This window comes from Streptomyces sp. NPDC088725 (assembly GCF_044751305.1).
Classification (GTDB): Bacteria; Actinomycetota; Actinomycetes; order Streptomycetales; family Streptomycetaceae; genus Streptomyces.
In genome coordinates this window covers 455,348-480,790 of sequence record NZ_JBIVLO010000002.1, presented here as the reverse complement: position 1 = coordinate 480,790, position 25,443 = coordinate 455,348, and the positions used below count along the sequence as shown (strand labels likewise).

Sequence of the window (25,443 nt, the reverse complement as noted above, 5' to 3'; positions counted from 1 at the left end):
GAGCCCCCGACTACTTGACCACGGCCGCGGCGAGCTTGGACAGCGGCTCGGCCAGCGCGTTCACACCGTCGGACAGCTCCTTGCGCTGCTCCTTGGTGACCTTCTCGTACGAGATGAACGCGTAAGAGTCCGCGCCGCCTTCGCGGTACTTGTCGAGCAGCGCGTTGATCGCGGTGAACTGCTTGTCCAACTCACCCGTCAGCGCGGGGTCGTTCTTCGACGCGATCGGCTTCAGCAGCTCGAACGCCTGCTGCGCGCCCTCGACGTTGCCCTTGAAGTCCGCCAGGTCGGTGTGGCTGTAACGGTCTTCCTCGCCGGTGACCTTGCCGGTGGCGACCTCGTCCAGCAGCTCCTTGGCGCCGTTGGCCATGGAGGTCGGCGTGATCTCCGCCTTGCCGACCCGCTGCTGCCAGTCGGCGAGGTCCTTGTCCAGCTGGTCGGCGAGCGCGGTCGCGTCGGAGCCGAGCTTCTTGTCCTGCCAGAGTTCCTTCTCCAGGCGGTGCCAGCCGGTCCACTTCTGGCCGTCCTCCAGGCCGTCGGCGCGGACGTCGACCTTGGGGTCGATGTCACCGAAGGACTCCGCGACCGGCTCGGTGCGCTCCCAGCCGAGACGGGACGGCGCGAACGCCTTCCTGGCCGCCTCCAGATCACCGGCGCGCACGGCGTCCGTGAACACCTTCACCTTCGGCAGCGTCGCGTCCGCCTGCTCCTGCACGTACTTCCGGTACCCGGCGACCGCGGCGTCCATCTCCGGGCTGCGGGTGGCGGCCTTGCCGCCGGTGACGGTGACCTTCTGGCGGACGCCCTGCCCCTTCATGCCGGGGACGCAGGCGATCTCGTACGCGCCCGCCTTCACCTCGGCGGTGATCTTGGCGGAGGTGCCGGGGCCCAGGTTCTCGCGCTCGGTCACGATCCGGTCGTCGGGGAAGAGGAGTTCCACCTCGGTGACCCGGCTGCCCTTGTTCTCCACGGCCAGTTCCACATGGCCCGCGGGGAACTCCTTCTTCGAGACCTCGCAGGAGTCGTCCTTCGCGGTGACCTTGATCGCGTCGTGGCCGCCGGTCTTGGCGTCGGTCTTCTCGGCGCAGCCCGTAACGGCGGTCAGAGCGGCCACCGCGGCGACGGCGGTGACGACGGAGAGGCGGACAGCTCGCATGCGGGGCTCCACGATGGACGACGGATGGAAGTGAGGCGGACCTAACTTAACGTAGGCTTACCTGCCTTGTGGTCATTCGTCCTGTGACCCGGATCTCATCTGCCCGCTTGGACACGATCTGGTCACGACAGCGTGAACGCCGTCTTGCGTACAGGTCAAGTGGCGGTCAAACGGGCCCGTTTCGGCACGACGAGCGGCGCCCCGGTCCTGGGGTGCGGGAAGACCTCGACGGGCTGCCGGTAGACCCGGCTGAGAAGCTCGTCGCGAAAGACCTCGGCGGGCGGGCCCTCGGCCGCGATCCGCCCGTCGTGCAGCACGGCGGTCCGGTCCGCGTGGGCGGCGGCGAGCCCCAGGTCGTGCAGGACGACCACCACGGCGTCCCCGGCGGCCGCGCGCTCGCGGCAGATCCGCAGGACGAGTTCCTGGTGGCGCAGGTCGAGCGCGGCGGTCGGCTCGTCCAGGAGGAGCAGCGGGGCACGCTGGGCGAGCACCCTGGCCAGCGCGACCCGGGCGCGCTCGCCGCCGGAGAGCGCGGAGAAGGGGCGCGGGGCGAAGACCGTGACCTCGGTGGCCGCCATCGCCTCCGCGACCGCCGCCTCGTCCTCGTCCTCCCGGACCGTGCCCGCCCAGGGCGCCCGGCCCATCCGTACGACGTCCGCGACGGGGAACGGGAAGGAGAGCGCGGCGGCCTGCGGCAACACGGAGCGGCGCAGGGCGAGTTCGGGCGCGGACCAGTCTCGGGCCGAGCGCCCGCCGATCCGCACGTCTCCCTGGCCCGGGTCCAGATCGGCGGCGAGCGCGGCGAGCAGGGTGGACTTGCCGGCGCCGTTGGGTCCGACGAGCGCCAGCACCTCACCGGCGCGTGCGGTGAGTTCGATCCCGGCCAGCACGTCCCGCTGCCCGAGCCGGACATGGAGGCCACGGGCCTCGGCGACGGGGTCGCCGGGGGAGTGGGGCGCGGGCAGCGCCCTGGCGCGCGGGGCGAACAGGCTCTTGAGGGTCATGCCCAGCCTCCTTGCTTGCGGCGGGTTCTGCGCAGCAGCCAGAAGAAGAACGGGCTGCCGAAGAGTGCGGTGAGTACGCCGAGGGGCAGTTCGGCCGGGGCGGCGACCGTACGGGCCGCGAGGTCGCCCGCGACCAGGACGAGCGCGCCGCCCAGCGCGCTGCCGGGGACGAGGAAGCGGTGCCCCGGGCCGTTCGCCATCCGCAGCAGATGCGGCACCAGCAGACCGACGAACGTGATGATCCCGGCGACCGCGACCGCGGCGGCCGTCAGCAGCGCCACGACGAGGACGAGGACGACGCGCAACCGCTCGACATCCACACCGAGGTGGCGTGCCGGCCGCTCGCCGAGCGCGAGGAGGTCCAACTTCCTTGCGTAGAAAGGCGCTACCGCCAGACCGAGCAGTGCGCACGGCAGTACGGCGAGCACCTTCGGCCAGGTGGCCTGCGCCAGTGAACCGAGCTGCCAGAAGGTGATCTGGCTGATCTGCGCGTTGTCGGCGAAGAAGATGAACAGGCCGATCAGCGCGCCCGCGAAGGCGTTCACCGCGATACCGGTGAGGATGAGCGTCACCACTTCCGTACGGCCGCCGGAGCGCGACAGCGTGTACACCAGCAGGACGGTGGCGAGTCCGGAGACGAACGCGCAGACGGTGACCGTCCAGTTGCCGAAGAAGCTCAGTCCCAGCGCGATCGACGCCACCGCGCCGACGGCCGCGCCCGACGAGATCCCGATGACGCCGGGCTCGGCGAGCGGATTGCCGAACACGCCCTGCATCAGCGCGCCCGCGCAGCCGAGCGAGGCGCCGACGAGCAGGGCGAGGACCACGCGGGGCAGCCGTACGTTCCACAGGACGCTCTCGCCGACCCGGTCGAGGGCCGCGCCGCCGAGGCCGACGCGGTGCTGGACGGAGGAGACCACGTCGCCGAGGGGGATGTGGTACGCGCCGATTCCGGCGGAGAGCAGGCAGAGCACGATCAGCGCGCCGAGGAGCCCGGCGGTCAGCAGGGTGGTGCTTCCCGGCAGCCGTCTGCCGGGCGGGGCGGACGGCGCGGGCGCGGGCGCGGTGACGGACGCGGGTGTCCGGCCGGTCGCGGGTGTCGTCGTCACGTCACTTGCCGTCCGCGTACAGCTGGTCGACCAGCGACTTCAGCACCCGGTCCGTGCGCGGCCCGTAGTTCAGCAGCACGCCGTCGTCGACCGAGACGACCCTGCGGTCCATGCCCGCGGGTGTCTGCGCGACCCCCGGGATCTCCACCAGTCCGTCGGTCCCGCCCACGGACTCAAGTCCCTTGGTCATCACCAGGATCGCGTCGGGCGCGGCCTTCGCGAGCGCCTCACTCGTGATCGCGGTGAAGTCCTTCCTCAGACCCGACTCCTTGCCCGCGTCGACCGCTCCGGCCGCCTCCAGCAGCGAACTCGCCCCGGACTCGGCGCCTCCGAGCAGATAGACGGAGGCCGAGCCCCGCAGATAGAGGAACGCGACCCGGGGCTTCCCGCCGTCCCCGCGCGCCGGAATGTCCTTCTGTACGGCGGCGATCCGCGCCTCGGTGCGCTGCCTCAGTTCGGTGCCCGCCGCCTTGACGCCGAGGGCCGCGGCCACGGTGTCGATGCGCGTCCCGACGTCGGCGAGGTCCTTCGGCGGCTCGACCACGAGCAGCGGGATGCCCGCGTCCCTGATCTGCCCGATCGCCTCGGCAGGACCGGTGGTGGTCTCGGCGAGGACGAGCGTGGGCCTGAGCGACAGCACGCTCTCGGCGGACACGTCGTGGGCCCGTGTCACGACGGGCAGCGACTTTGCCTGTTCGAAGGTGGCGGTGATGTCGCGGGCCACGACCTGTTTCCCGAGGCCCAGCGTGAAGACGATCTCGCTCAGAGAACCGGTCAGCGGCACGATCCGCTCGGTCGAGGTGACGGTGACCCGGTGGCCGTCCGCCGAGTCCACGGTGACCGGCAACGCCGCCCGGGGAGCGGTGGCCAGGGGCTCGACCCGGTCGGCGTCCGCCGTCACGGCGGCCTTCGCCGGGGTTCCCGTACGGCCGTCGGCTCCGGCGCTCCCGTTACCGCCGCCGCAGCCGGTGGCGGTCAGGGCGAGGGCGAGCGCGGAGAGGAGCGCACCCGTCGTCAGGCGTGATCTGCGCACGGAGCGCACCTTCCTGTCTTTCTGTGGAGCTTATTGAGGTTCGAGAGTTACGAGAGTTACGAGAGGTACCCGAGGTTCGAGAGGTACCAGACGTAACTGAGGTTCATGTGGTCGAGGAGGGGTTTCGTACGAGCTGGGAATAGCTTAGGTTAGCCTTACCTTTATCGCCAGATGCGCTCGGTGCCGGATGTGCCGGGGCGCAGATATGGGAGTGACCTCATGCTGTCCTTCAGACCCGTGCGCACGTTCGCCGCCGCGCTTCTCGTAGCGTTGCCGGGAGCCCTGCTGCTGCCGACCGCCGGCGCGCGGGCCGCTGACCGCACGGTGCAGGGCGGCAGGCTGGACTGGGGCATCAAGTCCTCGTTCCAGAGCTACGTCACCGGGCCGATAGCCAACGGCAGTTGGAGCCTCACCGGAGGCGCGGCCACCGTCGGCGGCAGCCAGTTCCGGTTCCACTCGGCCACCGGCTCGTACGACCCGGACAGCGGCGCCTTCCGGGCCGGATTCTCCGGCGGGGTCCACTTCCTCGGCCACCGGCAGACGAGCGGCGGCTACGAGCTGGATCTCACCATCAGCCGCCCGACCGTGCGCGTTTCGGGGAACAGCGGCACTCTCTACGCCGACATGACCAGCAAGGCCAAGGGCTCCGGCCGGGTCACCAGCCGCTCGCAGGTCCCGCTCGCGACACTCGGCCTCTCCGGGATCAGCATGGTGGGGGCTACGAGCCCGGTCGCGCTCAACAACATCCCGGCGACGCTCACTTCACAGGGCGCGAGCGCCTTCGCCGGTTACTACACGGCCGGCACCCCGCTCGACCCGATCAGCCTCTCCGTCGACACCCTGGAGCCGCGGAAACCCACGAAGGCGCCCACGAAGGCGCCGGAGAAGGAGCCCGGGGCGAAACCCGGCGAGAAGAAGGACTCCGACGGGAAGAAGCCCGCGAGCGAGGCGGGCCGCTTCGAGGACGCGGCCGTCGACTGGGGCGTGCGCCGTACCTACCGCGAGTACGTGACCGGCTCCATCGCCCAGGGTGCGTGGACGCTGAGCGGCGGTGCCCAGGACGGCGGCGCGCTGTTCCGCTTCCCCCGGGGCACTGGCTCGTACGACGCGGGCAAGCGGACCCTCGACGCCACGTTCGCGGGCAGTGTCCGCTTCACCGGCACGGACCTCGACCTCACCCTGAGCAAGGTCGCCGTCCGGGTGAAGGACGGCAAGGGCACCCTGTCGGCCGATGTCGCCTCGGCCGGCACGACGGGCAAGGCCGTGCCCCTCATCACCTTCACGGCCAAGGACTTCACGCCGAAGAACGGTCTCGCCGCTCTCAACGAGGCGCCCGCGAAGCTCACTTCACAGGGCGCCAGGACCTTCGGCTCCCTGTACACCGCGGGTGCCGAAATGGACCCCGTCTCGCTCGCGGTCGCCGTCGACAAGAAGGCGCAGCTGCCGCCGCTGCCCGACCTGGGCACGGACACCGCGTCCGTCACCCCCTCGGCGCAGCCGAAGCCCGCCGCCGACTCCAGCCCCGTACCGCTCGCCTCGCAGGACGCGTCGTCCTCGTCGGCCGCGGGTCCCGGGACGTACGTGGCGATCGGCGCGGGCGTGCTCGCCGTCGCCGGACTCGCGGTGTATGCCGCGCGCAGGCGTCGCAGCGCCAACTGACTTCCAAAACAAGGCTGTTCGCGCCCCGCGCGCCGCACTTCCCCCGCCGTATTTCCCGGGCGGTACATCGCCACGCATTCGCGCGCCCTCGTGGCGCCCACCACCGTTCGAACCATCGAGGAGAACATTCACCATGGCAGCCACCCGCCGCCCCGTCACGCTCGCCGCCGCCGTCGCGACGGCCTGCGCCCTCGGCGCCACGGCGTTCGCGCTTCCGGCGCTCGCCGCCGACAGACCCGCCGCCGCTGCCGCCCCGCAGTTCGAACTGTCGGACGGCACGCTGGACTGGGGCCTCAAGGAGTCCTTCCGCACGTACGTGTCGCGCATAGCCGCCGGCACCATCACGGCCGCCGACGGTGCGACCCAGGCCGCCGGCAACGGCCCCTTCACCTTCGCCAACGGCACGGGTTCGTACGACCCGAGCACGCACAACATGAGCACGGACTTCGACGGCAGCGTGCGATTCGAGTCCACCGCCCACGGGTTCGACATCAAGGTCTCCGACGTGAAGCTCGTCACCGAGGGCACGGGCGGCGCCATCGAGGCGGACGTCACTCTCAACGGCGACACGCAGAACGACATCCAGCTCGCCTCGATCGACCTCGCGGGCATCCGCCCCGAAACCGCGGGCGGCACGATGGTCTTCAAGTCCGTCCCGGCCACGCTGACGGCCGACGGCGCGAAGGCGTTCAACGGGATGTACAAGGAGGGCACGGCGCTGGACGCGGCGACCCTGTCGGTCAAGTACACGACGGTCGGCGGCGCTCCGACCCCGCCCCCGACGGACGCCCCTACTGACACACCGACCGACGGGCCGACCGACGCCCCCACGGACACGCCGACCGACGCACCCACCGACGCGCCGACCGACGCACCCACCGACGCGCCGACCGACGCGCCGACCGACGCGCCCACCGACGCGCCGACCGACGCGCCCACCACCAACCCCAACCCCAGCCCGACTCCGACGCCGTCGAGCCCGGCCTCCGAAACGCCCCCGGCCGCCGAGGACGGCACGATCGCCGACGGTAATCTCGACTGGGGTGTGAAGGAGAGCTTCCGCTCGTACGTGACGGGCCCGATCGCCAACGGCAAGATCGAACTCGGCGACGGCGCCGAGCAGTTGGGCCAGGCGTACCGCTTCCCCAAGGGCACGGGCACCTTCGACGCCGACGCGCAGACGCTGTCCGCCGCCTTCGACGGCAGCGTCCGCTTCCTCGGCCACGAGGAGTCCGGGGAGTACGTCCTGGACCTCACGCTCTCCGGTCTCCGGGTGGAGGCCAAGGGCGGCAAGGGCACGCTCGTCGCCGATGTCAGCACCAAGGACCGGGAGACCCGCAAGGTTTCCACGTTCAAGAAGCTGAGCTTCGCCACGCTGAACCTCCCGGCGGCCGACCTGACGGCCGAGGACGGCGTTCTCACGCTGAGCGCGGTCCCCGCGACGCTCACGGCAGACGGCACCAAGGCGTTCGGCGCCATGTACCCGGCGGGTACGGCGCTCGACAAGCTGACCCTCGCGGTCTCGCTCGACGCCGACGCGGATCTCCCGGACGGCTCGAACGGCACGGGTGGCACCGGCGGTTCGGGCGGCACGGGTGGTTCGGGTGGCGCCGGTGACACGGGCGGCTCCGGCGGTACGGGCGGCACCGTGGGCGGTGGCACCGTCGGCGGCGCGACCGGCGGCCTCGGCGACGGCTCGCTCGCCTCCACCGGCTCGGATGTTCCCACCGGTGCGCTCCTCGGCGCGGCGGGCGCGATCGCCGCCGCCGGCGCGGCAGTTGTCTTCGCGGCCAAGCGCCGCCGTACGTCGCTCAGCGAATCCTGACCGACCTTGACCGGACCTGATCGGGGTCCGTGACGGACGGCCGCACCGCGCGTGACTGGCGGTGCGGCTGTTCGTCGTGTGATGCTTGAATGCCCGCGTGACTGACATCGACGTACTCAGCGTCTTCTGCGGTGCCGACGGCCGCCATGGCAATACGCTCGGCGTCGTACGCGAAGGCCGGGACCACCCCGATCAGGGTGCCCGGCAGGCCCTCGCCGCCCGACTCGGCTACAGCGAGACCGTGTTCGTGGACGACCCCGAGCGGGGAGTGGTCGACATCTACACGCCGGGCCTGCGGCTGCCGTTCGCCGGGCACCCGCTCGTGGGCGCTGCCTGGCTGCTCGATCTGGAGGCCGTGAATCCGCCCGCCGGAGAGGTATGGGCGCGCCAGGACGGCGAGTTCACCTGGATCACCGCACGCCCCGAATGGGCCCCGCCGCGCACGGTCACCCAGTACGACTCCGTAGCCGAGGTCGACGCGCTGCCCGCGCCGCCGCCCGGCGAGGGCTGGCTCTACGCCTGGGCGTGGCAGGACGAGGCGGCGGGCCGCGTCAGGGCCCGCGCCTTCCCGCGCCGTGACGACGGCATCATCGAGGACGAGGCGACGGGCGCGGCCGCCCTGCTGCTCACGGCGGAGCTGGGCCGCGCCCTGAACATCACTCAGGGCCGCGGGTCGCAGATTCTCACGGCCCCCGGCCCCGACGGCGAGATCGAGATAGGCGGCCGCGTACGCCTGCTCGACGCCCCTTGAAAACGCCGGGAGGCGCAGGGGCGGTTGACCCAACCACCTCTGCGCCTCAGGGCATTGAGCGCTCTGCTCCGGGCTGTCCGCCCTCGGCCCGAACCGTCACGCGCTCAGCGGGAACTCTCCGCCCAGCTCGCGGAAGACCGCTCCATTGAAGTCGAACGCGCGCTTGCACTCGTCGATGATCCGCTGCTTCTCCAGATCGTCCGCCGCCACCGCGTCGAGCAGCTGGCGGTAACCCCGCTTGAACGCGGCCGGGTTGGAGATCTGCTCGAAGACGTAGAAGCGGACGCCGTCACCCTTGCGCTCGAAGCCCCAGGCCTTCTCCGCCGTGTCGCGGATGATCTGGCCGCCGGAGAGGTCTCCGAGGTAGCGGGTGTAGTGGTGGGCCACGTAACCGCCCGGCCAGGTGCGCGCGCACTCCTCGACCCTGGCGGCGTACGCGGCGGTCGCGGGCAGCGGCTCCAGGCCGTCACGCCAGTCGGCGCCGCGCAGATGGGTGAGGTCGCGCTCCAGCTCCGGCGTGCGCCGCAGCTCGCGCTGGATGAAGGGCCCGGCGACCGGATCGCCGGCGAGCTGCTCCGCCGACGCCTCCAGCGCGCGGTACACGAACCACAGCTGTTCGGTGTAGCGCGTGTACGCGTCCACCCCCAGTCTGCCGCTCAGCATGTCCGTCATGAAGGACGACGTCTCCGCCTCGACGTGCTGCTCGTGCGACGCCTCGCGGATGAGCGTCGAGAAGGGGGTGGTGGTGGCGGTTGCGTCCAAGGCGGGCCTCCGGGAGCAAAGGGGACGGGAGCAGGCGGATGCCGGCAATGGCAGCGGGAATTGCCGCCATGTCCGATTTTGATACTTAGGCTTACCTAAGTCAACCTGTTCCCGACGACCTGTCGGCAAAAGCGTACCCCGCGCCACCGTCAGGGCAACGTCAGAATTTCCACCCCTGTCTCCGTCACCACCATCGTGTGCTCGAACTGGGCCGTCCGCTTGCGGTCCTTGGTCAGTACCGTCCAGCCGTCGTCCCACATGTCGTGCTCGTACGTGCCGAGCGTGAGCATCGGTTCGATGGTGAAGGTCATGCCCGGCTGGATGACGGTCGTGGCGTGCGGGCTGTCGTAATGCGGGATGATCAGCCCGGAATGGAACGAGGAATTGATGCCGTGCCCCGTGAAGTCCCTGACCACGCCGTAGCCGAACCGCTTGGCGTACGACTCGATGACCCGCCCGATGACATTGATCTGGCGGCCCGGCCTGACGGCCTTGATGGCGCGGTTCAGCGACTCGCGGGTCCGCTCCACCAGGAGCTTCGACTCCTCGTCCACGTCCCCGCAGAAGTAGGTGGCGTTGGTGTCGCCGTGCACGCCGTTGATGTACGCGGTGACGTCGAGGTTCACGATGTCGCCGTCGCGCAGGACCGTCGAGTCCGGGATTCCGTGACAGATCACCTCGTTCACCGAGGAGCAGAGCGACTTCGGGAAACCGCGGTAGCCGAGCGTGGACGGGTAGGCGCCGTGATCACACATGTACTCGTGCGCGACCCGGTCCAGCTCGTCCGTGGTCACGCCGGGCACGATGTGTTTCGCGGCTTCCTCCCGCGCGTCGGCGGCGATGCGGCCCGCGATCCGCATCCGCTCGATCGTCTCGGTGGTTTGCACTTCGGGCCCGGTGTACGGCGCGGGCGCGGGCTTCCCCACGTACTCGGGGCGCCGGATGTTTCCCGGGACGGAGCGGACGGGAGAGATCTCCCCTGGTACGAGCAGTGACTGGCCAGACATGCGAGCGAGTCTAACCAGCGTTCATGTGAGTCCGATCAGCGTTCAACCCGGCACAGGCGGGGCAGCCTGGCCTCATAGGAAGGAGCCGAAGATGGCCTTGTTCAAGAAGCACACGGTCGGTAAACCCGGCGAGTGGTACTACTGCCTGGAGCACAAGACGGTCGAGGAGGGCCCCGACTGCCCGGGCAAGGACCGTTTCGGCCCGTACGCCTCGCGCCAGGAGGCCGAGCACGCCATGGCGACGGCGAAGGACCGCAATCAGGAGTGGGAGAACGACCCGCGCTGGCACGACGCGTCGAGAGGCGAGGACGACAACCCGCCGAGCTGACGGGGCGGGATGCGCGTATCAGGCTGTGGACGCGCGTCTCAGGCTGTACGGGGACGTCAGGCCGCCGTCTCCGCCCCGGCTCCCGCTCCCGCGGGGGCCGCGGCCGCCGTCCCCGTACCGGCCGCGGTCGTACCACCGGTCGTCCCCGCACCCGCCGCCGCTTCCCGCTGGGCGCGGCGGCGCCGCGCGTCCTCGTCGGTGTCGGAGTCGTATGTCATCAGCTTCGGCAGCGCCAGGGCCAGCGCCCCCACCGCGGCGACGCACGCGAGACCGCCGCCCCAGACCGCCGGCCGGGCGCCCGTCCAGCCCGCCATCGTGCCCGCGCGCACCTGCCCGAGCTGCGGGCCGCAGCTGTACGACAGCACCTCTATGCCCGCGAGCCTGCCCCGCAGCTCCTCCGGGATGGTCTGGTTCCAGATCGTGGAGCGGCCGAGGCCGCTGAGCCCGTCGCCGGCGCCCGCGATCACCAGACACAGCAGGACGAGCCAGATGTCCGACATCCATCCGGACGCGGCCATCGCGAGTCCCCAGCCCGCCGCGCCGACGGCGACCATCCGGCCGTGCCTGCGGACCCGGGAGGCCCAGCCGCTGGTCAGGCCGACCAGGACGGAACCGAACGGGATCGCCCCGTACATCAGGCCGAGCGCCCACTGCGCGTCGAGATCCTGCGCCAGGAACGGGAAGACCGCGATCGGGTACGCGAAGAACATCGCGGACAGGTCGATCGCGTACGTACCGAGCAGGACCGGCTTGCTCCACGCGTAGCGCGCGCCCTCCGCTATCGAGCGGAGTGACGGTTTTTCGGCCCTGTCGGAGGGCGGCGCGGGCGACAGCCGCAGGCACATCGCCACCGACGCGGTGAATCCGGCGACGGTGACCGCGTACGCCGTGGCCGTTCCCGCGTACGCCACGACCACGCCCGCCACCGCCGGGCCCGCGACGGCGGCGGTCTGCCAGCGGACCGCGTTCAGCGCGGCGGCCGCGGTGAGCTGGTCGTGCGGGACGATCCGCGCGATCAGGGAGTCGATCGCGGGCCGCTGGATCCCGGCGAACGCGGAGACCCCGGCCGCCACCACGTACAGCGGCCAGAGCGCGGGGCCCGGCAGCAGCGCGTTCACCAGGAGGACGACGGCGAGCAGGCCGAGACCGCCCTCCGACAGCAGGATGAGCTTGCGGCGGTCGACGGAGTCGGCCAGCGCGCCGCCGTACAGCCCGAAGACGATCAGCGGCACCAGCTCGACCGCGCCCATCGCGCCCACCGCGAACGGTGAGTCGGTGAGGTCCTTGATCTGGAGCGGCAGCGCGACCATGGCCATGGAGCTGCCGAAGTACGTCACGAGCCCCTGGATCCACAGCAGCCGGAATTCACGCAGGGTGCGCAGCGGGGTGAGGTCCGGGAGGATCGCGTGGAGCTTGTTCGTCACGAGCGGCCATGTTCCGTCCTGATACGTGGAACACGCAAGTTGTTTCGCAGGCGACGGTTCGCCGGGAGCGGGATCCGCTGGGAAACGGCTACCAGCGGGCGGGCGGCGGAGCCGTCAGCTGGTCCGCGAGCCGGGACAGCCGGTCGCGGAACCGGCGCCTGCCGCGCGGGGCCGGCAGGCTGTTCTCCCCGGCCGCCGCGCTGACCAGGTGCTGGACGGTGTCGAGGTCGATACCGTGGGCCGCGTCCGAGGCCTGGACCGTGAGCGCGTCATGGGCCAGCCCGCGCATGTCGGAGTCGCCGCCGTCGATCGACAGGACGGTCGCGCCCGCCAGCCGCGCGTCGTGCACGCGGTCGAGCAGCGCGCCGTCCGGCCTCCCGGGCGCCACGACGAGCAGCGTCTCGCCCCGGCCCGCCGCTTCGAGCCGGCCGAGGCCGATCGCCAGATGCGCGGGGTCTCCCGGCCGTACGCGGTGCCGTACGAGCGTGGGGTTCAGCGCGGGCTGCCCGGACCACGCGGCCTCGTCCACCAGATGCGCGGTCAGATGCCACGGCTCGTACTGCTCGGTCCCGACCAGCAGCAGCCCACCGCCCTGCGGTACGACGGCGGACCGCAGGGCCCCCGCGAACCGGCGGCTCTCGTCGGGCCACCGCGTCCCGGCGAGCACTTCACGCAGCAGGGCGACGCGTACGGCATCCATGGGCCCGCATCCTGCCGTGCTCCCGCCACCGGCGCGGGCGTTCGCGGGAGGCTCACCCGAAAGAGAGCGACGCGGGACTCCCGGCGGTGGCCCCGCCGGCGAGGGAAGCGACCAGTAGGGTCAAGCCCATGACTTCTACGGACAGTGGCAGCACCGTGCCCAAGCCCCCCGCCAAGGATCCCTGGGACCTCCCCGACGTCTCGGGCCTGGTCGTCGGCGTACTCGGCGGTACGGGCGACCAGGGCCGCGGCCTCGCCTACCGGCTGGGGCGCGCCGGACAGAAAGTGATCATCGGCTCCCGGGCGGCCGAGCGCGCGGAGACGGCGGCCGCCGAACTCGGCCACGGCGTCGAGGGCGCGGCCAACGCGGAATGCGCGCGGCGCAGCGACGTGGTCATCGTCGCCGTGCCGTGGGAAGGCCACGCGGCGATCCTCGCCTCCCTCAGGGAGGAGCTTGCGGGCAAGCTCGTCGTCGACTGCGTCAACCCCCTCGGCTTCGACAAGAAGGGCGCCTACGCCCTTACCCCGGAAGAGGGCAGCGCGGCCGAACAGGCCGCCGTCCTGCTGCCGGACTCCCGGGTGACCGCGGCCTTCCACCACCTGTCGGCCGTGCTCCTCCAGGACCCGGAGACCGAGCAGATCGACACCGACGTGATGGTCCTGGGCGAGGCGCGCGCGGACACCGACATCGTGCAGGCGCTCGCGGGCCGCATCCCCGGCATGCGCGGCGTCTTCGCGGGCCGCCTGCGCAACGCCCACCAGGTGGAGTCCCTGGTGGCCAACCTCATCTCGGTCAACCGCCGCTACAAGGCCCACGCGGGCCTGCGCGCCACCGACGTATAGCCGGCCGGGCCCGGGTCCGGGGCCGCCGGAATCAAGCCCCGGACGGGCCCCACACCGAGCCGACGGGACCGTGGGGGAGACTGGACGGCGTACCACCGCAGTCCGAGAAGCCCCCGACAGGAGCCGAACACCATGCCCCGCCTCGCTCTGTACGCCCTTGTTCTCTGCGCCCTCGCCGTCGTGGCGGCCGTGGTCTCCTTCGCGCAGGGCAGCTGGCTCGGCATCGTGTGGGTGCTGCTGGTGGGACTGACGTCCAACATGGCCTGGTACTACCTCCGCAAGGCGAAGGCGGAGAAGGCCGCGGCGGCCGGCTGAGACCCGTCAGCCGTTGACCGTCTCGCAGAACTGGTTGGCGCCCTCCCAGAAGCGGTAGAGGTTCTGCCCGCAGTACGTGTCCACGTCCGTCACGCCGAGCGCGCGCAGGATCGAGTGGATCGCGTCGAAGAAGCCCTCGTTCACGCCCGGGATGAAGAGGACCGCGAAGACGGCGAGCAGGCCGAACGGTGCGAACGGCTCCACCTGGCGGCGGATCCTGTACGAGAGCCACGGCTCCAGCACGCCGTAGCCGTCGAGGCCGGGCACCGGTACGAAGTTCAGGATCGCGGCGGTCAGCTGGAGCAGCGCGAGGAAGCCGAGCGCGAAGCGGAAGGTCGCCGGGACACCGGACAGGGCGTGCAGCCAGAACGGCGCCGTGCAGACCACCGCGAACAGCACGTTGGTCAGCGGGCCCGCCGCCGAGATCAGGCTGTGCTTCCAGCGGCCCTGGATGCGGCCCCGTTCGATGAAGACCGCGCCACCGGGAAGGCCGATGCCGCCCAGGATCACGAAGACGACCGGCAGCACGATGCTCAGCAGCGCGTGGGTGTACTTGAGCGGGTTGAGAGTCAGATAGCCCTTCGCGCCGATGGAGATGTCACCGCTGTGCAGCGCGGTGCGCGCGTGCGCGTACTCGTGCAGACAGAGCGAGACGATCCAGGCGGACGTGACGAACAGGAAGACGGCGAATCCGACGGCGGCCGAGAAGTCCGTCCACACGGCCCATCCCGTGACCGCCATGACGGCGACGATGCCCAGAAAGACGGGACTGATCCGCCGATCGCTGTTGCGGCTGGTGGCGGTGGTCATGGGCGGGGCTCCCGGGGAGGTCGGCGGGCTGTGCGGATCGACCGTACTGGTGACGGGGGTGGAACGTACCGCGTGGGCCGTACGGTTCCTGTGGGTGGCGGGTTCCCCCTGACGGGAACAGGGACAATGGGGCAATGCGCTACCGCGTCCTCGGCACCACGCAGGCACTCCACGACGACGGCACCCCCGTCGTCCTCGGGGGCGCGCGCGTGCGCGCGCTGCTCACCGTCCTCGCGCTGCGGGCCGGACGTACCGTCCCGGTCCGGGTGCTGGTCGCCGAGGTCTGGGACGGCGATCCGCCCGCCGACGCGGTGGGCGCGCTCCAGGCGCTGGTCGGACGGCTGCGGCGGGCCCTCGGGCGTGCCGCCGTGTCCTCGGCGGAGGGCGGGTACCGGCTGTGCGCCGCCGAGGACGACGTGGACGTGCACCGTTTCGGCCGGCTCGCGGCCGACGGCGCGCGGGCGCTGGAGGAGGGCGACGCGGCCAGGGCCGCCGGCCTCCTGGACGACGCGCTCGCGCTGTGGGGCGGGCAGGCCCTGGCCGACCTGCCGGACCGCGCGTCCGAGGCGGTCCGCTGGGAGACCCGCCGCCAGGAGGCCCGCCGGGTCCGGCTGACGGCCGCGCTCGTGCTGGGCCGCGCGGAGGAGTCCCTGCCGGAACTCGCCGCGCTCTGTGACCGGTTCCCGCTGGACGAACGCCTCCACGTCCTCCGTATACGCGCCTTGCGCGACTCGTCCCGTACGGCGGAGGCGCTGGCGGCCTACGACGCGGTCCGCCGCGTCCTGGCGGAACGTCTCGGCACCGACCCGGGCCTGGAACTGCGCGCGCTGCACGAGGAGTTGCTGCACGACGGCGAAGGCAACCGCGAAGGCAACCGCGAAGGCAACCGCGAAGGCAACCGCGACGGCAACCGCGGGGGCGACGGGGACAGCGCGACCGGGACGGATCCGTACGCGGCGGGCGGCGGCGCGGGCGCCGGCACTCCGCACGGCAACCTCCGCGCCCGGCTCACCAGTTTCGTCGGGCGCGAGGCCGACATCGAGGCCATTCGCGGGGATCTCGGCCGGGCCAGGCTCGTCACCCTCCTCGGACCGGGCGGGGCCGGGAAGACGCGGCTGTCCCAGGAGGCCGCCGAGCGGGCCGCCGGGGGACAGGGGGCTGACGGGCCGTGGCCGGACGGGGTGTGGCTCGCCGAACTCGCCCCCGTCGACGACCCGGACACCGTGCCCGACGCGGTACTCACCGCGCTCGGCGCGCGCGAGACGGTGCTGCGTGGTGCCGGAGCCGAGGAGTTGCGCGCCGCCGACCGGCAGGCCGGTGAGCCGCTGGTGCGGCTGGTCGAGTACTGCGCCCGCCGCCGCATGCTCCTGCTCCTCGACAACTGTGAGCACGTGATCGGCGCCGCAGCCACCCTCGCCGAGGAACTGCTGGCGAACTGCCCCGAGTTGACGGTCCTCGCGACGAGCAGGGAACCGCTCGGGGTGCCCGGTGAAGTCGTACGTCCCGTGGAGCCGCTGCCGCCCGACCCCGCGCACCGCCTCTTCGCCGAGCGCGCCCGCGCCGTACGGCCGGACTTCGGGCCCGCGGACGATCCCGAGTCCGTCGCGGAGATCTGCCGTCGGCTCGACGGTCTGCCGCTCGCCATCGAACTGGCCGCGGCCCGGCTGCGGTTGCTCACCCCGCGGCAGATCGCGGACCGGCTCGACGACCGTTTCCGGCTGCTGACCAGCGGAGCCAGGACCGTACTGCCGCGCCAGCAGACCCTGCGCGCCGTGGTCGACTGGTCCTGGGACCTGCTGGACGACCCCGAACGCGCGGTACTGCGGCGGCTGTCCGTCTTCGCCGGCGGGTGCGGTCTGACCGCCGCCGAGTCGGTGTGTGCCAAGGAGGACACCGGGACCGGCTCTGTCGATGTCGGTGACGTTCCCGGCCTGCTCGGCTCGCTCATCGACAAGTCCCTTGTCGTCGCGGCCCCTTCACCGGACGGCGACATGCGCTACCGGCTGCTGGAGACGGTCGCCGAGTACGCGGCGCAGCGGCTGGACGAGTCCGGTGAACGGGCCGGCGCCGAGCGCCGGCATCTCGTCCACTACCGGGAGCTGGCCAGGACCACCGACGCCGAACTGCGCGGCGCGGGCCAGCGCGAGGGACTCGCCCGCCTCCAGCTGGAGTACGAGAACCTGCGGACCGCGCTGCGCCGCGCCACCGCCGCCCGCGACGAGCAGGAACTGCTCTGCCTCGTCCTGTCGCTCGCCTGGTTCTGGCAGATGCGCGACATGCGCGCCGACGCCCGCCAGTGGTCCGCCGCCGCCGGAACCCTCGGCCCCGACCCCTTCGCGTCGCCCGCCGAGCAGGCTCCACCGCTCCATGAGCGGTGCACGGACGCGCCGCCGCCGATGGACGGCGAGATGCTGAAGGAAGCGCGCCGGCAGGTGGTCCTGGTCCAGATGGCCACCATGGAACACGTGCAGGACGAGTGGACGAACCCCCAGCAGAGGGAACGGCTCCGCACCGTCAGCGCCGTCTACCCGGCGGGGCTGCCGCAGACCTGCCGGTATCCCGGCACCCTCCTGTTCTTCGCGGTCGTGATCACCGGTGAAGCGGAGGACTTGCGCGTCCTGCTCGATGAGACCGTACTGGCCTGTGAACGGTTCGGCTACGAATGGGAGTTGGCGGGCGCGCTCCAGCTGCGGGCCAACGTCCTCGCGAACCGCGGTGCGTGGGCGGGCGACGCGCGCAGGGATGCCGACCGGGCCCTGGAGATCTACGAGAGAGTCGGTGACGCCTGGGGCATGGCGGAAGCGCTGTCGGCCCGGGGCGAGGCGAGGGAGAAGCAGGGCGAGTTCTCCCTCGCCGCCGAGGACTACGCGACGGCCATAAGCCACGCCGAGGGTCTTGGCGCGCAGAGTCAGGTCGCCCTGCTGCGGACCCGGCTGGCGATGGCCATGATCGAGGCGGGTCGTGCGGAGGAGGGGGAGACGATCCTCCGGGACGTGCTCGGCCAGGAGCGGGACGTCGCGCACGAGGCGATGGTGCCCGCCCGGTTGTATCTCGCGCTGTGGCTGGGCCGCAGCGGACGCACGGATGAGGCCAGGTCCCATCTGCGACAGCTGGGCGAGCACTTCCGCGGCGAGACGCTGGCCCTCTTCGAGGGGTTCGTCCAGGGCGCCCACGCGGCGCTCGACTGCCTGGACGGCCGGTACGCCGAAGCGCGGGAGTGGTCCCGCCGGGCACTGGAGCACGCCCAGGCACCGCTGTCGCAGATGATCGCTCCCGAGATGCCGGCGGTCCATCTGATGACGGCGGCCTGGGCGTTGGCGGGACTCGCGGGCGAAGAGACCACCTGGGCCGGCGAGTGCGCACGCGACGCGGCCCGACTGCTCGGCGCCTCGCAGGCGTTGCTGCCGGACGGCCATCGCCCGTCCCCCATAGAGCGTGAACTGCTGGGCTTCGCGGGCGACGCGGTGCGCGCGGCTTTCAGCGGCGACGGGACCGGCGACGGGAGCGACGGGACCGGCGGGACCGACCGTGAGGCGGCCTACGAGTCCGCACGCGCCGAGGGCGCCGGCCTCACGATGGAGGAGGCCGCCGCCCTCGTCTGACCCACTGCTCCGAGCGCCCGGGGCCCCGGGGCACCGAGCCCGGAAGGAATCAGGACTTCTTCCGGAACCTCGCGACCGCGAGCGGCGCCGTCACCACCGTGATGCCCACCGCCCACGCGAGCGTCAGCCACACCGAGTGCGCGACCGGCCCACCGTTGACCAGACCGCGCGCCGCGTCCGCGAGACTGGAGAGCGGGTTGTAGTCGGTGAAGGCCTGGAGCCAGCCGGGCATCGTGGACGGCGGGGTGAAGATCGACGAGCCGAACTGCAGCGGCATCAGCACGAGCATGCCCACCCCCTGGACCGCCTGTGACGTCTTCATGGTGAGTCCCACCAGGACGAAGATCCACATGAGCGAGGCACCGAAGACGACCGAAAGACCGACGGCCGCGAGCAGTTCGGGCACCGACGTCTTGACCTCGAGACCGAGCAGGAAGCCCATGCCGAGCAGGATCGCGCTGGCGACGAGCATGCGGCCCATCTCGACCACGATCTTCGCGATCAGTACGGAGGACCGCGCGATCGGCATCGTACGGAACCGGTCCATGACGCCCTTGCGGAAGTCGTCGTTGACCCCGGAACCGACCGCCATGGCGATGTTCATGCCCATCATCGCCATCAGGCCGGGCACCACGTAGTTCACGTAGTCGTCCCGGCCGCCGCCGAGGCTCGCGCCCACGGAGCCGCCGAAGACGTACACGAACAGCAGCGTGAAGATGACCGGCATCAGCAGGACGTCGAACATCGACTCCGGGTCCTGCTTGATCTGGAGCACATTGCGCCGGACCAGCGCGCCGATGTGCCGGAGGTTGGCGCGCATTCCGATCCGGCCCTCGCCCGAGGGGGAGGGAGCGGGCGCGGGCGCGCGGGTGGGCGCTGACGCGGGAAGCGTGGTCGTGCTCATGCTGCGACCTCCTCGGGGGTGTGGGAACCGGATCCGGTACCGGTGTCCGGATCCGTGCTCGTCTTCTTGCCGGTGATGGCGAGGAACACCTCGTCCAGACTGGGCAGATGGGTTCCTATGTGCGCGACGGAGAAGCCGCGCTCGCCCAGCAGTCCGATGACCGAGGTGAGTTGCTGGTCGCTGAGGATCGGTACGTACAGCAGTCCCTCGTCGGGCACGGCCGTCGCGCCCGACACCCCGTCGAGTCCCGTCTCGGCCAGCGCCCGTGCCATCGCGGGCAGTTGGGCCGGGTCCGTGGGCCGGACCTGGAGCGTACGGCCGCCGATCCTCGCCTTCAGCTCGTCCACACCGCCGCCGGCGATGATCCGGCCGCGGTCGATGATCGTCAGCTCGTTCGCCAGCTTTTCGGCCTCTTCCATGTACTGCGTGGTGAGCAGCACGGTCGCGCCCTCGGCGACCATGCTCTGCACCTCGTCCCACACCTCGTTACGGGTACGGGGGTCGAGCCCGGTCGTCGGCTCGTCCAGGTAGAGGACGGCGGGCCGGCCGATCATCGAGGCGGCGAGGTCGAGCCTGCGCCGCATGCCGCCGGAGTAGTGCATCGCGGCCTTCTTGGCGGCCTCGGTGAGGGAGAAGCGCTCCAGCAGTTCGTCGGAGCGGCTGCGGGCGTCCTTGCGGGACAGATCGAGGAGCCGCCCGATCATGTACAGGTTCTCCCAGCCGGACAGCTTCTCGTCGACCGACGCGTACTGGCCGGTCAGACCTATCGTGCGGCGCAGCTGCCGGGGCTGGGTCAGTACGTCGTACCCGGCGACCTTCGCGGTCCCGGCGTCCGGCTGGACGAGCGTGGAGAGGATACGTACGAGAGTGGTCTTGCCCGCGCCGTTCGGCCCGAGCACTCCGAGGACGGTGCCCTCGCGCACATCGAGGTCCACTCCGTCCAGGGCTTTGGTCGTGCCGTAGTGCTTGACCAGCCCCCGTACCTCGACGGCGTTGCCCGAGCGGGCGCCGTTGGGGTTCTTGTCGATTCGCGTCATGCCGTACATGAGACCAGCCGCCACCGACAACGCGCCGACAGGCTACCGACAGTCCAGCGATATATCTCCGACTGTCGCCCGCGACAGCCGACAGCCCGCCGACGGGGGAAGATCGGCGGGCTGTCGTTGGTGCCGGTGGTGGCTCTGAAGGGGCAGGTCGTGGCCTGCGGACACGCCCTAGTGGAACGTGTGCTCTTCCTGCGGGAACGTTCCGCCCACGACCTCGTCGGCGAAGGACCTCGCCGCGTCGCCCAGCGTCTCGCGGAGGTTCACGTACTGCTTGGTGAAGCGCGGCACCTTGCCGCCTGTCAGGCCGACCATGTCCGTGTACACGAGCACCTGCGCGTCGGTGTCCGGTCCCGCGCCGATGCCGATGGTCGGGATGTGCAGCACGCGGGTGACCTCGGCGGCCAGTTCGGCCGGAACCAGTTCCAGCACGACCGCGAACGCGCCCGCGTCCTGCACGGCCTTGGCGTCGCGCAGCAGTTGCTGGGCTGCCTCCTCGCCGCGGCCCTGTACCCGGTAGCCGAGCGTGTTGACGGACTGCGGGGTGAGGCCGATGTGCGCCATCACCGGGATGCCGGCCCGTACGAGCATGTCGATCTGGCCGTGCGAGCGCTCGCCGCCCTCCAGCTTGACCGCGCCGACGCCCGCGTCCTTGACCAGGCGCATGGCGCTGCGCAGCGCCTGCACCGGGCCCTCCTGGTACGCGCCGAACGGGAGGTCGGCGACGATCAGGGCGCGCCTGGTGCCCCGTACGACGGCGGCGGAGAGCATCGTCATCTCGTCCATCGTGACGGGCACGGTGGTCTCGTACCCCAGGTGGACGTTGCCCATGGAGTCGCCGACGAGCATCACGGGGATACCGGCCTCGTCGAAGACGGACGCGGTCATCGCGTCGTAGGCGGTGAGCATCGGCCACTTCTCGCCGCGCTCCTTGGCGGCGGCGATGTCATGGACGGTGATGCGGCGGGAACTCTTGCCTCCGTACAGCGCCTTGGCGCTGTCGGCGGGGCGTCCCGGCGCGTTGTTCTGGGCGGCCTGAAGCGTCATGGCCAACGGACCTCTCGTCATCTCGAGGCGCCCTGACGGCGTCCCCGGACCACGTCCATGGTGGCACCTCCAAGGGGTCGGCGGGAAGTGGGGGCGGCAGGGCGGGGAGAGATACGGCGGGAGGACACTCGGTAAAGACTTTCAAATACGAGACGGTCTCGTATCGAAATCGGTCTAGCGTGTGTGCCATGTCCACTCCGTCCGGCGCCCCTGCCGCCGCACCCGCCGTTCCGCGCATACCCGAAGCCGTCCACAGGCGCCGCTGGGCCATCCTGGCCGTGCTGATGTTCAGCCTGCTCATCGTCGTACTGGACAACTCGATCCTGAACGTGGCGGTCAAGACGATCGCCGCCCCCGCGCCCGCCGGGATCGGCGCCACCCAGAGCGAGTTGGAGTGGGCGATCAACTCCTACACCCTCGTCTTCGCGGGACTGCTCTTCACCGCGGGCCTCCTCGGCGACCGGATCGGCCGCAAGAAGGTGCTGCTCTTCGGCATCGCCGTCTTCGGCATCGGCTCCGCGCTCGCCGCGATGTCCGGATCGCCGGCCGAACTCATCGGCTACCGGGCCCTGATGGGCTTCGGCGCCGCGTTCGTGATGCCCGCCACACTCGCCGTCCTGATGAACGTCTTCGAGCGCGACGAGCAGCCCAAGGCCATCGGCATCTGGGCGGGCAGCGTGGGCCTCGCCATCGCGATCGGTCCCATCACCGGCGGACTGCTGCTCGAACACTTCTGGTGGGGCTCGATCTTCCTGGTCAACGTCCCGGTCGCGATCGTCGCGCTGGTCGCGATGGTGCTGCTCGTACCGGACTCCAGGGACCCGAGGCCCGGCCGCGTCGACCCGCTGGGCGTGCTGCTCTCCGTCGTCGGTCTCGTCCTGCTGGTGTACGGCATCATCCAGGGCGGCGAACTGGCCGACTTCACCGATCCGTCCTCGCTGCTCCCGCTGCTCGGCGGCCTGGTCGTCCTCGCCGGCTTCGTCTGGCACGAGAAGCGCAGCAGCCATCCGGCGCTCGACGTCACCTACTTCAAGAAGCCGGCCTTCTCGGCCGCGGTCGCCGCGGTCGCGCTCGTCTTCTTCGCGCTGATGGGCGTCACGTTCTTCTCGGCCTTCTACCTCCAGAGCGTGCGCGGCTACAGCGCGCTCCAGTCGGGGCTGCTGATCCTGCCGCTCGCCGTCGCGCAGATGCTCTTCGCGCCGCGCGCCAGGCTGGTGGTCGACCGGTTCGGCGCCCGTGCCGTCTGCACGGCGGGCATGGTGCTGGTCGCGGCGGGACTCGCCGCGTTCGCCTTCTTCAGCGCCACCACCCCGCTGTGGGTGCTGTGCCTGGTCTTCTTCGTCCAGGGCAGCGGGATGGCGCACATCATGCCGCCGGTGACGGTCGCCGTCATGCAGGCGCTGCCCCGGGAGAAGGCCGGTTCCGGCTCCGCCATCAACAACACCTTCCGCCAGGTCGGCGGAGCGCTGGGCGTCGCCGTACTGGGCTCCGTGCTGTCCGCCACGTACCGCGGTGACATCGAGTCGCACCTCGGCGCGCTGCCCGCCGGCGCGCGGGACGCGGCGGGGGAGTCGATCGAGGCGACCCTCGCCGTCGCGGGAAAGCTGGGTCCGGCCGGCGGTCCGCTCATCACCTCGGCGCACGACGCCTTCCTGCACGCCATGCATGTCACCGCGCTCGGCTCGGCCGGTGTCGCCGTGGTCGGCGCGGTGGTGGTCGCGCTGTTCATGCCGCGCCTGGCACGGTCGGCCAAGGCCGAAGGGCCCGGCGGCGCGCCCGCGAACCCGGGCACGGCGGACGGTGAGGGCCGGAAGGGCGAAGCGGTACGAGGCTGACGTGGTCCCCGGCCCCGCGGAGGCGCCCAGGGCCGCTCCGGGGCAGCGCGGGCCGCTCGTGAGGGCAGCCCCGGCCGCTCCGGGCGGTCCTCCGGGAGCGGCCGCCTCCGCCGTGTACGAGAATCGGGCCGCGGACGGGCCCCGGCACGCGACCGGCGCGGTCAGGGCGCGGTACGGACGCGGTGAACGGGGCGGCGAGAGGTGGAGCGGGTGCGGGAGCAGGGTCACGAGAAGGAACACCGGCGCGGCAGGCCACGCAGTGAGGCGGCCGAGCGGGCGATCCTGGACGCGGCCGTGACCCTGCTGGAGGAGGGGGTGCCGCTCGGCGCCCTCTCGATCGAACGCATCGCCCGCACGGCGGGCGTCGGCAAGGCCACCATCTACCGGCGCTGGCCGGGCAAGGAGGAACTTTTCGTCGACGTCCTGCGGGAGATCGAACCGCCTGATCCCCGCCTGCCCGGCACCTCGGCGCTCGACGATCTCGTCGCCGTACTGGAGACGATGCGCAGGCGCGGCCTCGCCCAGCGCTCCTCGGCCCTGCTGCACAACGTGTTCGCCGAGATGAAGAGCCACCCCAAACTCTGGGCCGAGTACCGCAGGACGGTCATCCTGCCCCGCCGTCGGGTCACGGCGGAGCTGATCAGGCGCGGTGTCGCCGACGGTGAGTTCCGCGACGACCTGGACGTCGAGATGATGAACGATCTGGTGGTGGGCCCCATGCTCCTGCGCACCCTGCACCACTCCGACGCGCCGCTGCCCGACGACCTTGCCGAGCGGATCGTCCGCGCGGTACTCCAGGGCCTGGCGCCCCGGTAGAACCCGCGGGAATCCGCCGGGCGGTCCTCTCCGAAGCAGCAGCCGCCACCGGCCGCCGCGCCCGAGCGGGCCACTGCGTCGTGTGTCACAGCCGCCCGTCCTTTGCCGGGAACCGGGAACCCATCACCCCGCCACGTACGTCCTGGTGGCAGTACGGCCCGTCCCGCGCGGCGGGAAACGCGCGCATATCGCCGTGGGAGGGGCACTAGGGTGTGTCACCGAAGAGGCGTCCGGCCGAGCGGGACGATCCTCTGAAGACACATCCGGGGGTCGTGGGCGAGCGGGTGTGGCACGGCAAGGCAGTGAGGGCAGCGGACATGACCCAGGAGTACACGGCGGAGTCGGTCACGGCAGGCGGAGAGCCCCGGCCGGAACCCCGGCCTGCGCGGTCCCGCGTGCGCACCCTCCTCGACGGCTGGCGCCGGGACGGTGGTCTCTGGCGGCGCGGGATCATCCTCGCGGTGATCGCCGTGCTGGTAGCCCTGTTGATGTTCCTGCACGCCCAGATCCCCAACAGGATCGGCAACTTGGGCAGTCTGGTCGAGACCTTCCTGCCCTGGTTCGGGCTGTGCGTCCCGGTGATCCTCGTTCTGGCCCTCGTGCGCCGTTCGGCCACCGCGCTGATCGCCGTGCTGCTGCCCGCCGTTGTCTGGCTGAACCTCTTCGGCGGGCTGCTCAGCGAGAAGTCGGGCGGCGCCGGGGACCTCACCGTCGCCACCCACAACGTCAACGCCGACAACCCCGATCCGGTGGGCACCGCACGCGATGTGGCCCGCTCCGGAGCGGATGTCGTGGCGCTGGAGGAGCTGAAGGCGAGCGCCGTCCCGACGTACGTGAGGGAGCTGGCCGGGACGTACAAGTACCACTCGGTCCAGGGCACGGTGGGGCTCTGGAGCAAGTACCCGATGAGCGGCACCCGGCCCGTCGACACGAAGATGGGCTGGGTGCGCGCGATGCGCTCCACGGTGTCCAGCCCGGCCGGACAGGTCTCCGTGTACGTGGCGCACCTGCCGTCGGTACGGGTCGAGGTGCACGCCGGGTTCACCGCCAACCAGCGGGACAACAGCGCCGACGCGCTCGGCGAGGCCATCGCCGACGACCCGCTGGGCAAGGTGGTCCTGCTGGGCGATCTGAACGGCACGATGAACGACCGCTCGCTCAACGCCGTCACGTCCCAGATGCGCTCCACCCAGGGCGCGGCGGGCAACGGGTACGGATTCAGCTGGCCGGCCGCGTTCCCGATGGCGCGAATCGACCAGATCATGGTCAAGGGCGTGGAGCCGACCGCGTCCTGGACACTGCCGAGGACGCCCAGCGACCATCTGCCGGTCGCGGCGCGCGTGTCCCTGCGCTGACACGCGTATCCCCGCGCTGAGCGTGCCGGGCCCGGCCGTGCGACCGGTTGTGCAACCCGGCGTTCATCTGCCGGAACAAACCGTCTGAGAGGCTTTGTTTCGCACGGGCACTTACT

Annotated in this window: 22 protein-coding genes; 10 read left to right on the top strand and 12 right to left on the bottom strand. The window is 71.4% G+C overall.

Going from position 1 to position 25,443, the window contains the following annotated elements; genetic code table 11:
* Positions 1-10 precede the first annotated feature (10 nt).
* The 4 genes from efeO to ACIP6N_RS06000 form a co-directional block, all read right to left on the bottom strand.
* Positions 11-1,156, bottom strand: a complete 1,146-nt coding sequence (gene efeO / locus ACIP6N_RS06015) for an iron uptake system protein EfeO (protein ID WP_401813235.1) — start codon at positions 1,154-1,156, stop codon at positions 11-13.
* A 155-nt stretch (positions 1,157-1,311) separates the two neighbouring features.
* Positions 1,312-2,160 (bottom strand): heme ABC transporter ATP-binding protein, encoded by an 849-nt coding sequence (locus ACIP6N_RS06010; protein WP_401813234.1) that lies wholly within the window; start codon positions 2,158-2,160, stop codon positions 1,312-1,314.
* Positions 2,157-3,269: a FecCD family ABC transporter permease gene (locus ACIP6N_RS06005; RefSeq protein ID WP_401813232.1), complete on the bottom strand. Its 1,113-nt coding sequence runs from the start codon at positions 3,267-3,269 to the stop codon at positions 2,157-2,159. Before ACIP6N_RS06005 ends, ACIP6N_RS06010 begins: the two co-directional genes overlap by 4 nt.
* 1 nt (position 3,270) lies before the next feature.
* Entirely contained in the window at positions 3,271-4,302 is a 1,032-nt protein-coding gene (locus ACIP6N_RS06000; RefSeq protein ID WP_401813230.1) for a hemin ABC transporter substrate-binding protein, read from the bottom strand.
* Positions 4,303-4,521: 219 nt separating this feature from the next.
* Here ACIP6N_RS06000 and ACIP6N_RS05995 point away from each other — a divergent pair, with 219 nt between their 5' ends.
* From ACIP6N_RS05995 to ACIP6N_RS05985, 3 genes are all read left to right on the top strand, one after another.
* On the top strand, positions 4,522-5,961 hold the full coding sequence (locus ACIP6N_RS05995; RefSeq protein ID WP_401813229.1) for an HtaA domain-containing protein: 1,440 nt from the start codon (positions 4,522-4,524) through the stop codon (positions 5,959-5,961).
* 133 nt (positions 5,962-6,094) lie between these two features.
* Entirely contained in the window at positions 6,095-7,786 is a 1,692-nt protein-coding gene (locus ACIP6N_RS05990) for an HtaA domain-containing protein (RefSeq protein ID WP_401813227.1), read from the top strand.
* 97 nt (positions 7,787-7,883) lie between these two features.
* Positions 7,884-8,537: a PhzF family phenazine biosynthesis protein gene (locus tag ACIP6N_RS05985; RefSeq protein ID WP_401813226.1), complete on the top strand. Its 654-nt coding sequence runs from the start codon at positions 7,884-7,886 to the stop codon at positions 8,535-8,537.
* Between the two features lie 96 nt (positions 8,538-8,633).
* Here the strand turns inward: ACIP6N_RS05985 and ACIP6N_RS05980 are convergent, their stop codons facing one another.
* The gene (locus ACIP6N_RS05980) at positions 8,634-9,299 is read right to left on the bottom strand and encodes a heme oxygenase (biliverdin-producing) (protein WP_401813224.1); all 666 of its coding nucleotides are present in this window, start codon (positions 9,297-9,299) and stop codon (positions 8,634-8,636) included.
* 149 nt (positions 9,300-9,448) lie between these two features.
* Positions 9,449-10,306 (bottom strand): type I methionyl aminopeptidase, encoded by an 858-nt coding sequence (gene map / locus ACIP6N_RS05975; protein WP_401813223.1) that lies wholly within the window; start codon positions 10,304-10,306, stop codon positions 9,449-9,451.
* Between the two features lie 91 nt (positions 10,307-10,397).
* Here map and ACIP6N_RS05970 point away from each other — a divergent pair, with 91 nt between their 5' ends.
* Positions 10,398-10,634, top strand: coding sequence for a hypothetical protein (locus tag ACIP6N_RS05970; protein ID WP_401813222.1), 237 nt, complete (start codon positions 10,398-10,400; stop codon positions 10,632-10,634).
* A 56-nt stretch (positions 10,635-10,690) separates the two neighbouring features.
* Here the strand turns inward: ACIP6N_RS05970 and ACIP6N_RS05965 are convergent, their stop codons facing one another.
* Entirely contained in the window at positions 10,691-12,058 is a 1,368-nt protein-coding gene (locus ACIP6N_RS05965; RefSeq protein ID WP_401813221.1) for an MFS transporter, read from the bottom strand.
* Between the two features lie 88 nt (positions 12,059-12,146).
* Positions 12,147-12,758, bottom strand: coding sequence for a hypothetical protein (locus ACIP6N_RS05960; protein WP_401813219.1), 612 nt, complete (start codon positions 12,756-12,758; stop codon positions 12,147-12,149).
* 128 nt (positions 12,759-12,886) lie between these two features.
* Between ACIP6N_RS05960 and npdG the strand changes: the two genes are divergently transcribed.
* Together npdG and ACIP6N_RS05950 are read left to right on the top strand one after the other, a co-directional pair.
* On the top strand, positions 12,887-13,600 hold the full coding sequence (npdG, locus tag ACIP6N_RS05955; protein WP_401813217.1) for an NADPH-dependent F420 reductase: 714 nt from the start codon (positions 12,887-12,889) through the stop codon (positions 13,598-13,600).
* Positions 13,601-13,732: 132 nt separating this feature from the next.
* A complete protein-coding gene (locus ACIP6N_RS05950) occupies positions 13,733-13,915 on the top strand; it encodes a hypothetical protein (protein WP_401813215.1) in 183 nt (60 codons plus the stop codon).
* A 6-nt stretch (positions 13,916-13,921) separates the two neighbouring features.
* Here the strand turns inward: ACIP6N_RS05950 and ACIP6N_RS05945 are convergent, their stop codons facing one another.
* Complete coding sequence (locus tag ACIP6N_RS05945; protein ID WP_401813214.1) at positions 13,922-14,725, bottom strand: site-2 protease family protein; 804 nt, start codon at positions 14,723-14,725, stop codon at positions 13,922-13,924.
* A gap of 134 nt (positions 14,726-14,859) precedes the next feature.
* On the opposite strand from ACIP6N_RS05945, the gene ACIP6N_RS05940 reads away from it, so the two are divergent.
* Positions 14,860-18,327 carry an AfsR/SARP family transcriptional regulator gene (locus tag ACIP6N_RS05940; protein WP_401813213.1) on the top strand — a complete coding sequence of 1,156 codons (3,468 nt, stop codon included), beginning with the start codon at positions 14,860-14,862 and terminating at the stop codon, positions 18,325-18,327.
* Positions 18,328-18,376: 49 nt separating this feature from the next.
* Here the strand turns inward: ACIP6N_RS05940 and ACIP6N_RS05935 are convergent, their stop codons facing one another.
* From ACIP6N_RS05935 to panB, 3 genes are all read right to left on the bottom strand, one after another.
* Positions 18,377-19,231 (bottom strand): ABC transporter permease, encoded by an 855-nt coding sequence (locus tag ACIP6N_RS05935; RefSeq protein ID WP_401813212.1) that lies wholly within the window; start codon positions 19,229-19,231, stop codon positions 18,377-18,379.
* The gene (locus ACIP6N_RS05930; protein WP_401813210.1) at positions 19,228-20,277 is read right to left on the bottom strand and encodes an ATP-binding cassette domain-containing protein; all 1,050 of its coding nucleotides are present in this window, start codon (positions 20,275-20,277) and stop codon (positions 19,228-19,230) included. The genes ACIP6N_RS05935 and ACIP6N_RS05930 overlap by 4 nt, the downstream gene beginning before the upstream one ends.
* A 168-nt stretch (positions 20,278-20,445) precedes the next feature.
* On the bottom strand, positions 20,446-21,321 hold the full coding sequence (gene panB / locus ACIP6N_RS05925; protein ID WP_401813209.1) for a 3-methyl-2-oxobutanoate hydroxymethyltransferase: 876 nt from the start codon (positions 21,319-21,321) through the stop codon (positions 20,446-20,448).
* A 188-nt stretch (positions 21,322-21,509) separates the two neighbouring features.
* Between panB and ACIP6N_RS05920 the strand changes: the two genes are divergently transcribed.
* The 3 genes from ACIP6N_RS05920 (at position 21,510) to ACIP6N_RS05910 (ending at position 25,327) form a co-directional block, all read left to right on the top strand.
* Positions 21,510-23,156 (top strand): MFS transporter, encoded by a 1,647-nt coding sequence (locus tag ACIP6N_RS05920; RefSeq protein ID WP_401813207.1) that lies wholly within the window; start codon positions 21,510-21,512, stop codon positions 23,154-23,156.
* Positions 23,157-23,366: 210 nt separating this feature from the next.
* A complete protein-coding gene (locus ACIP6N_RS05915; protein ID WP_401813205.1) occupies positions 23,367-23,972 on the top strand; it encodes a TetR/AcrR family transcriptional regulator in 606 nt (201 codons plus the stop codon).
* Positions 23,973-24,289: 317 nt separating this feature from the next.
* The gene (locus tag ACIP6N_RS05910; RefSeq protein ID WP_401813203.1) at positions 24,290-25,327 is read left to right on the top strand and encodes an endonuclease/exonuclease/phosphatase family protein; all 1,038 of its coding nucleotides are present in this window, start codon (positions 24,290-24,292) and stop codon (positions 25,325-25,327) included.
* The last annotated feature ends 116 nt before the right edge of the window (positions 25,328-25,443 follow it).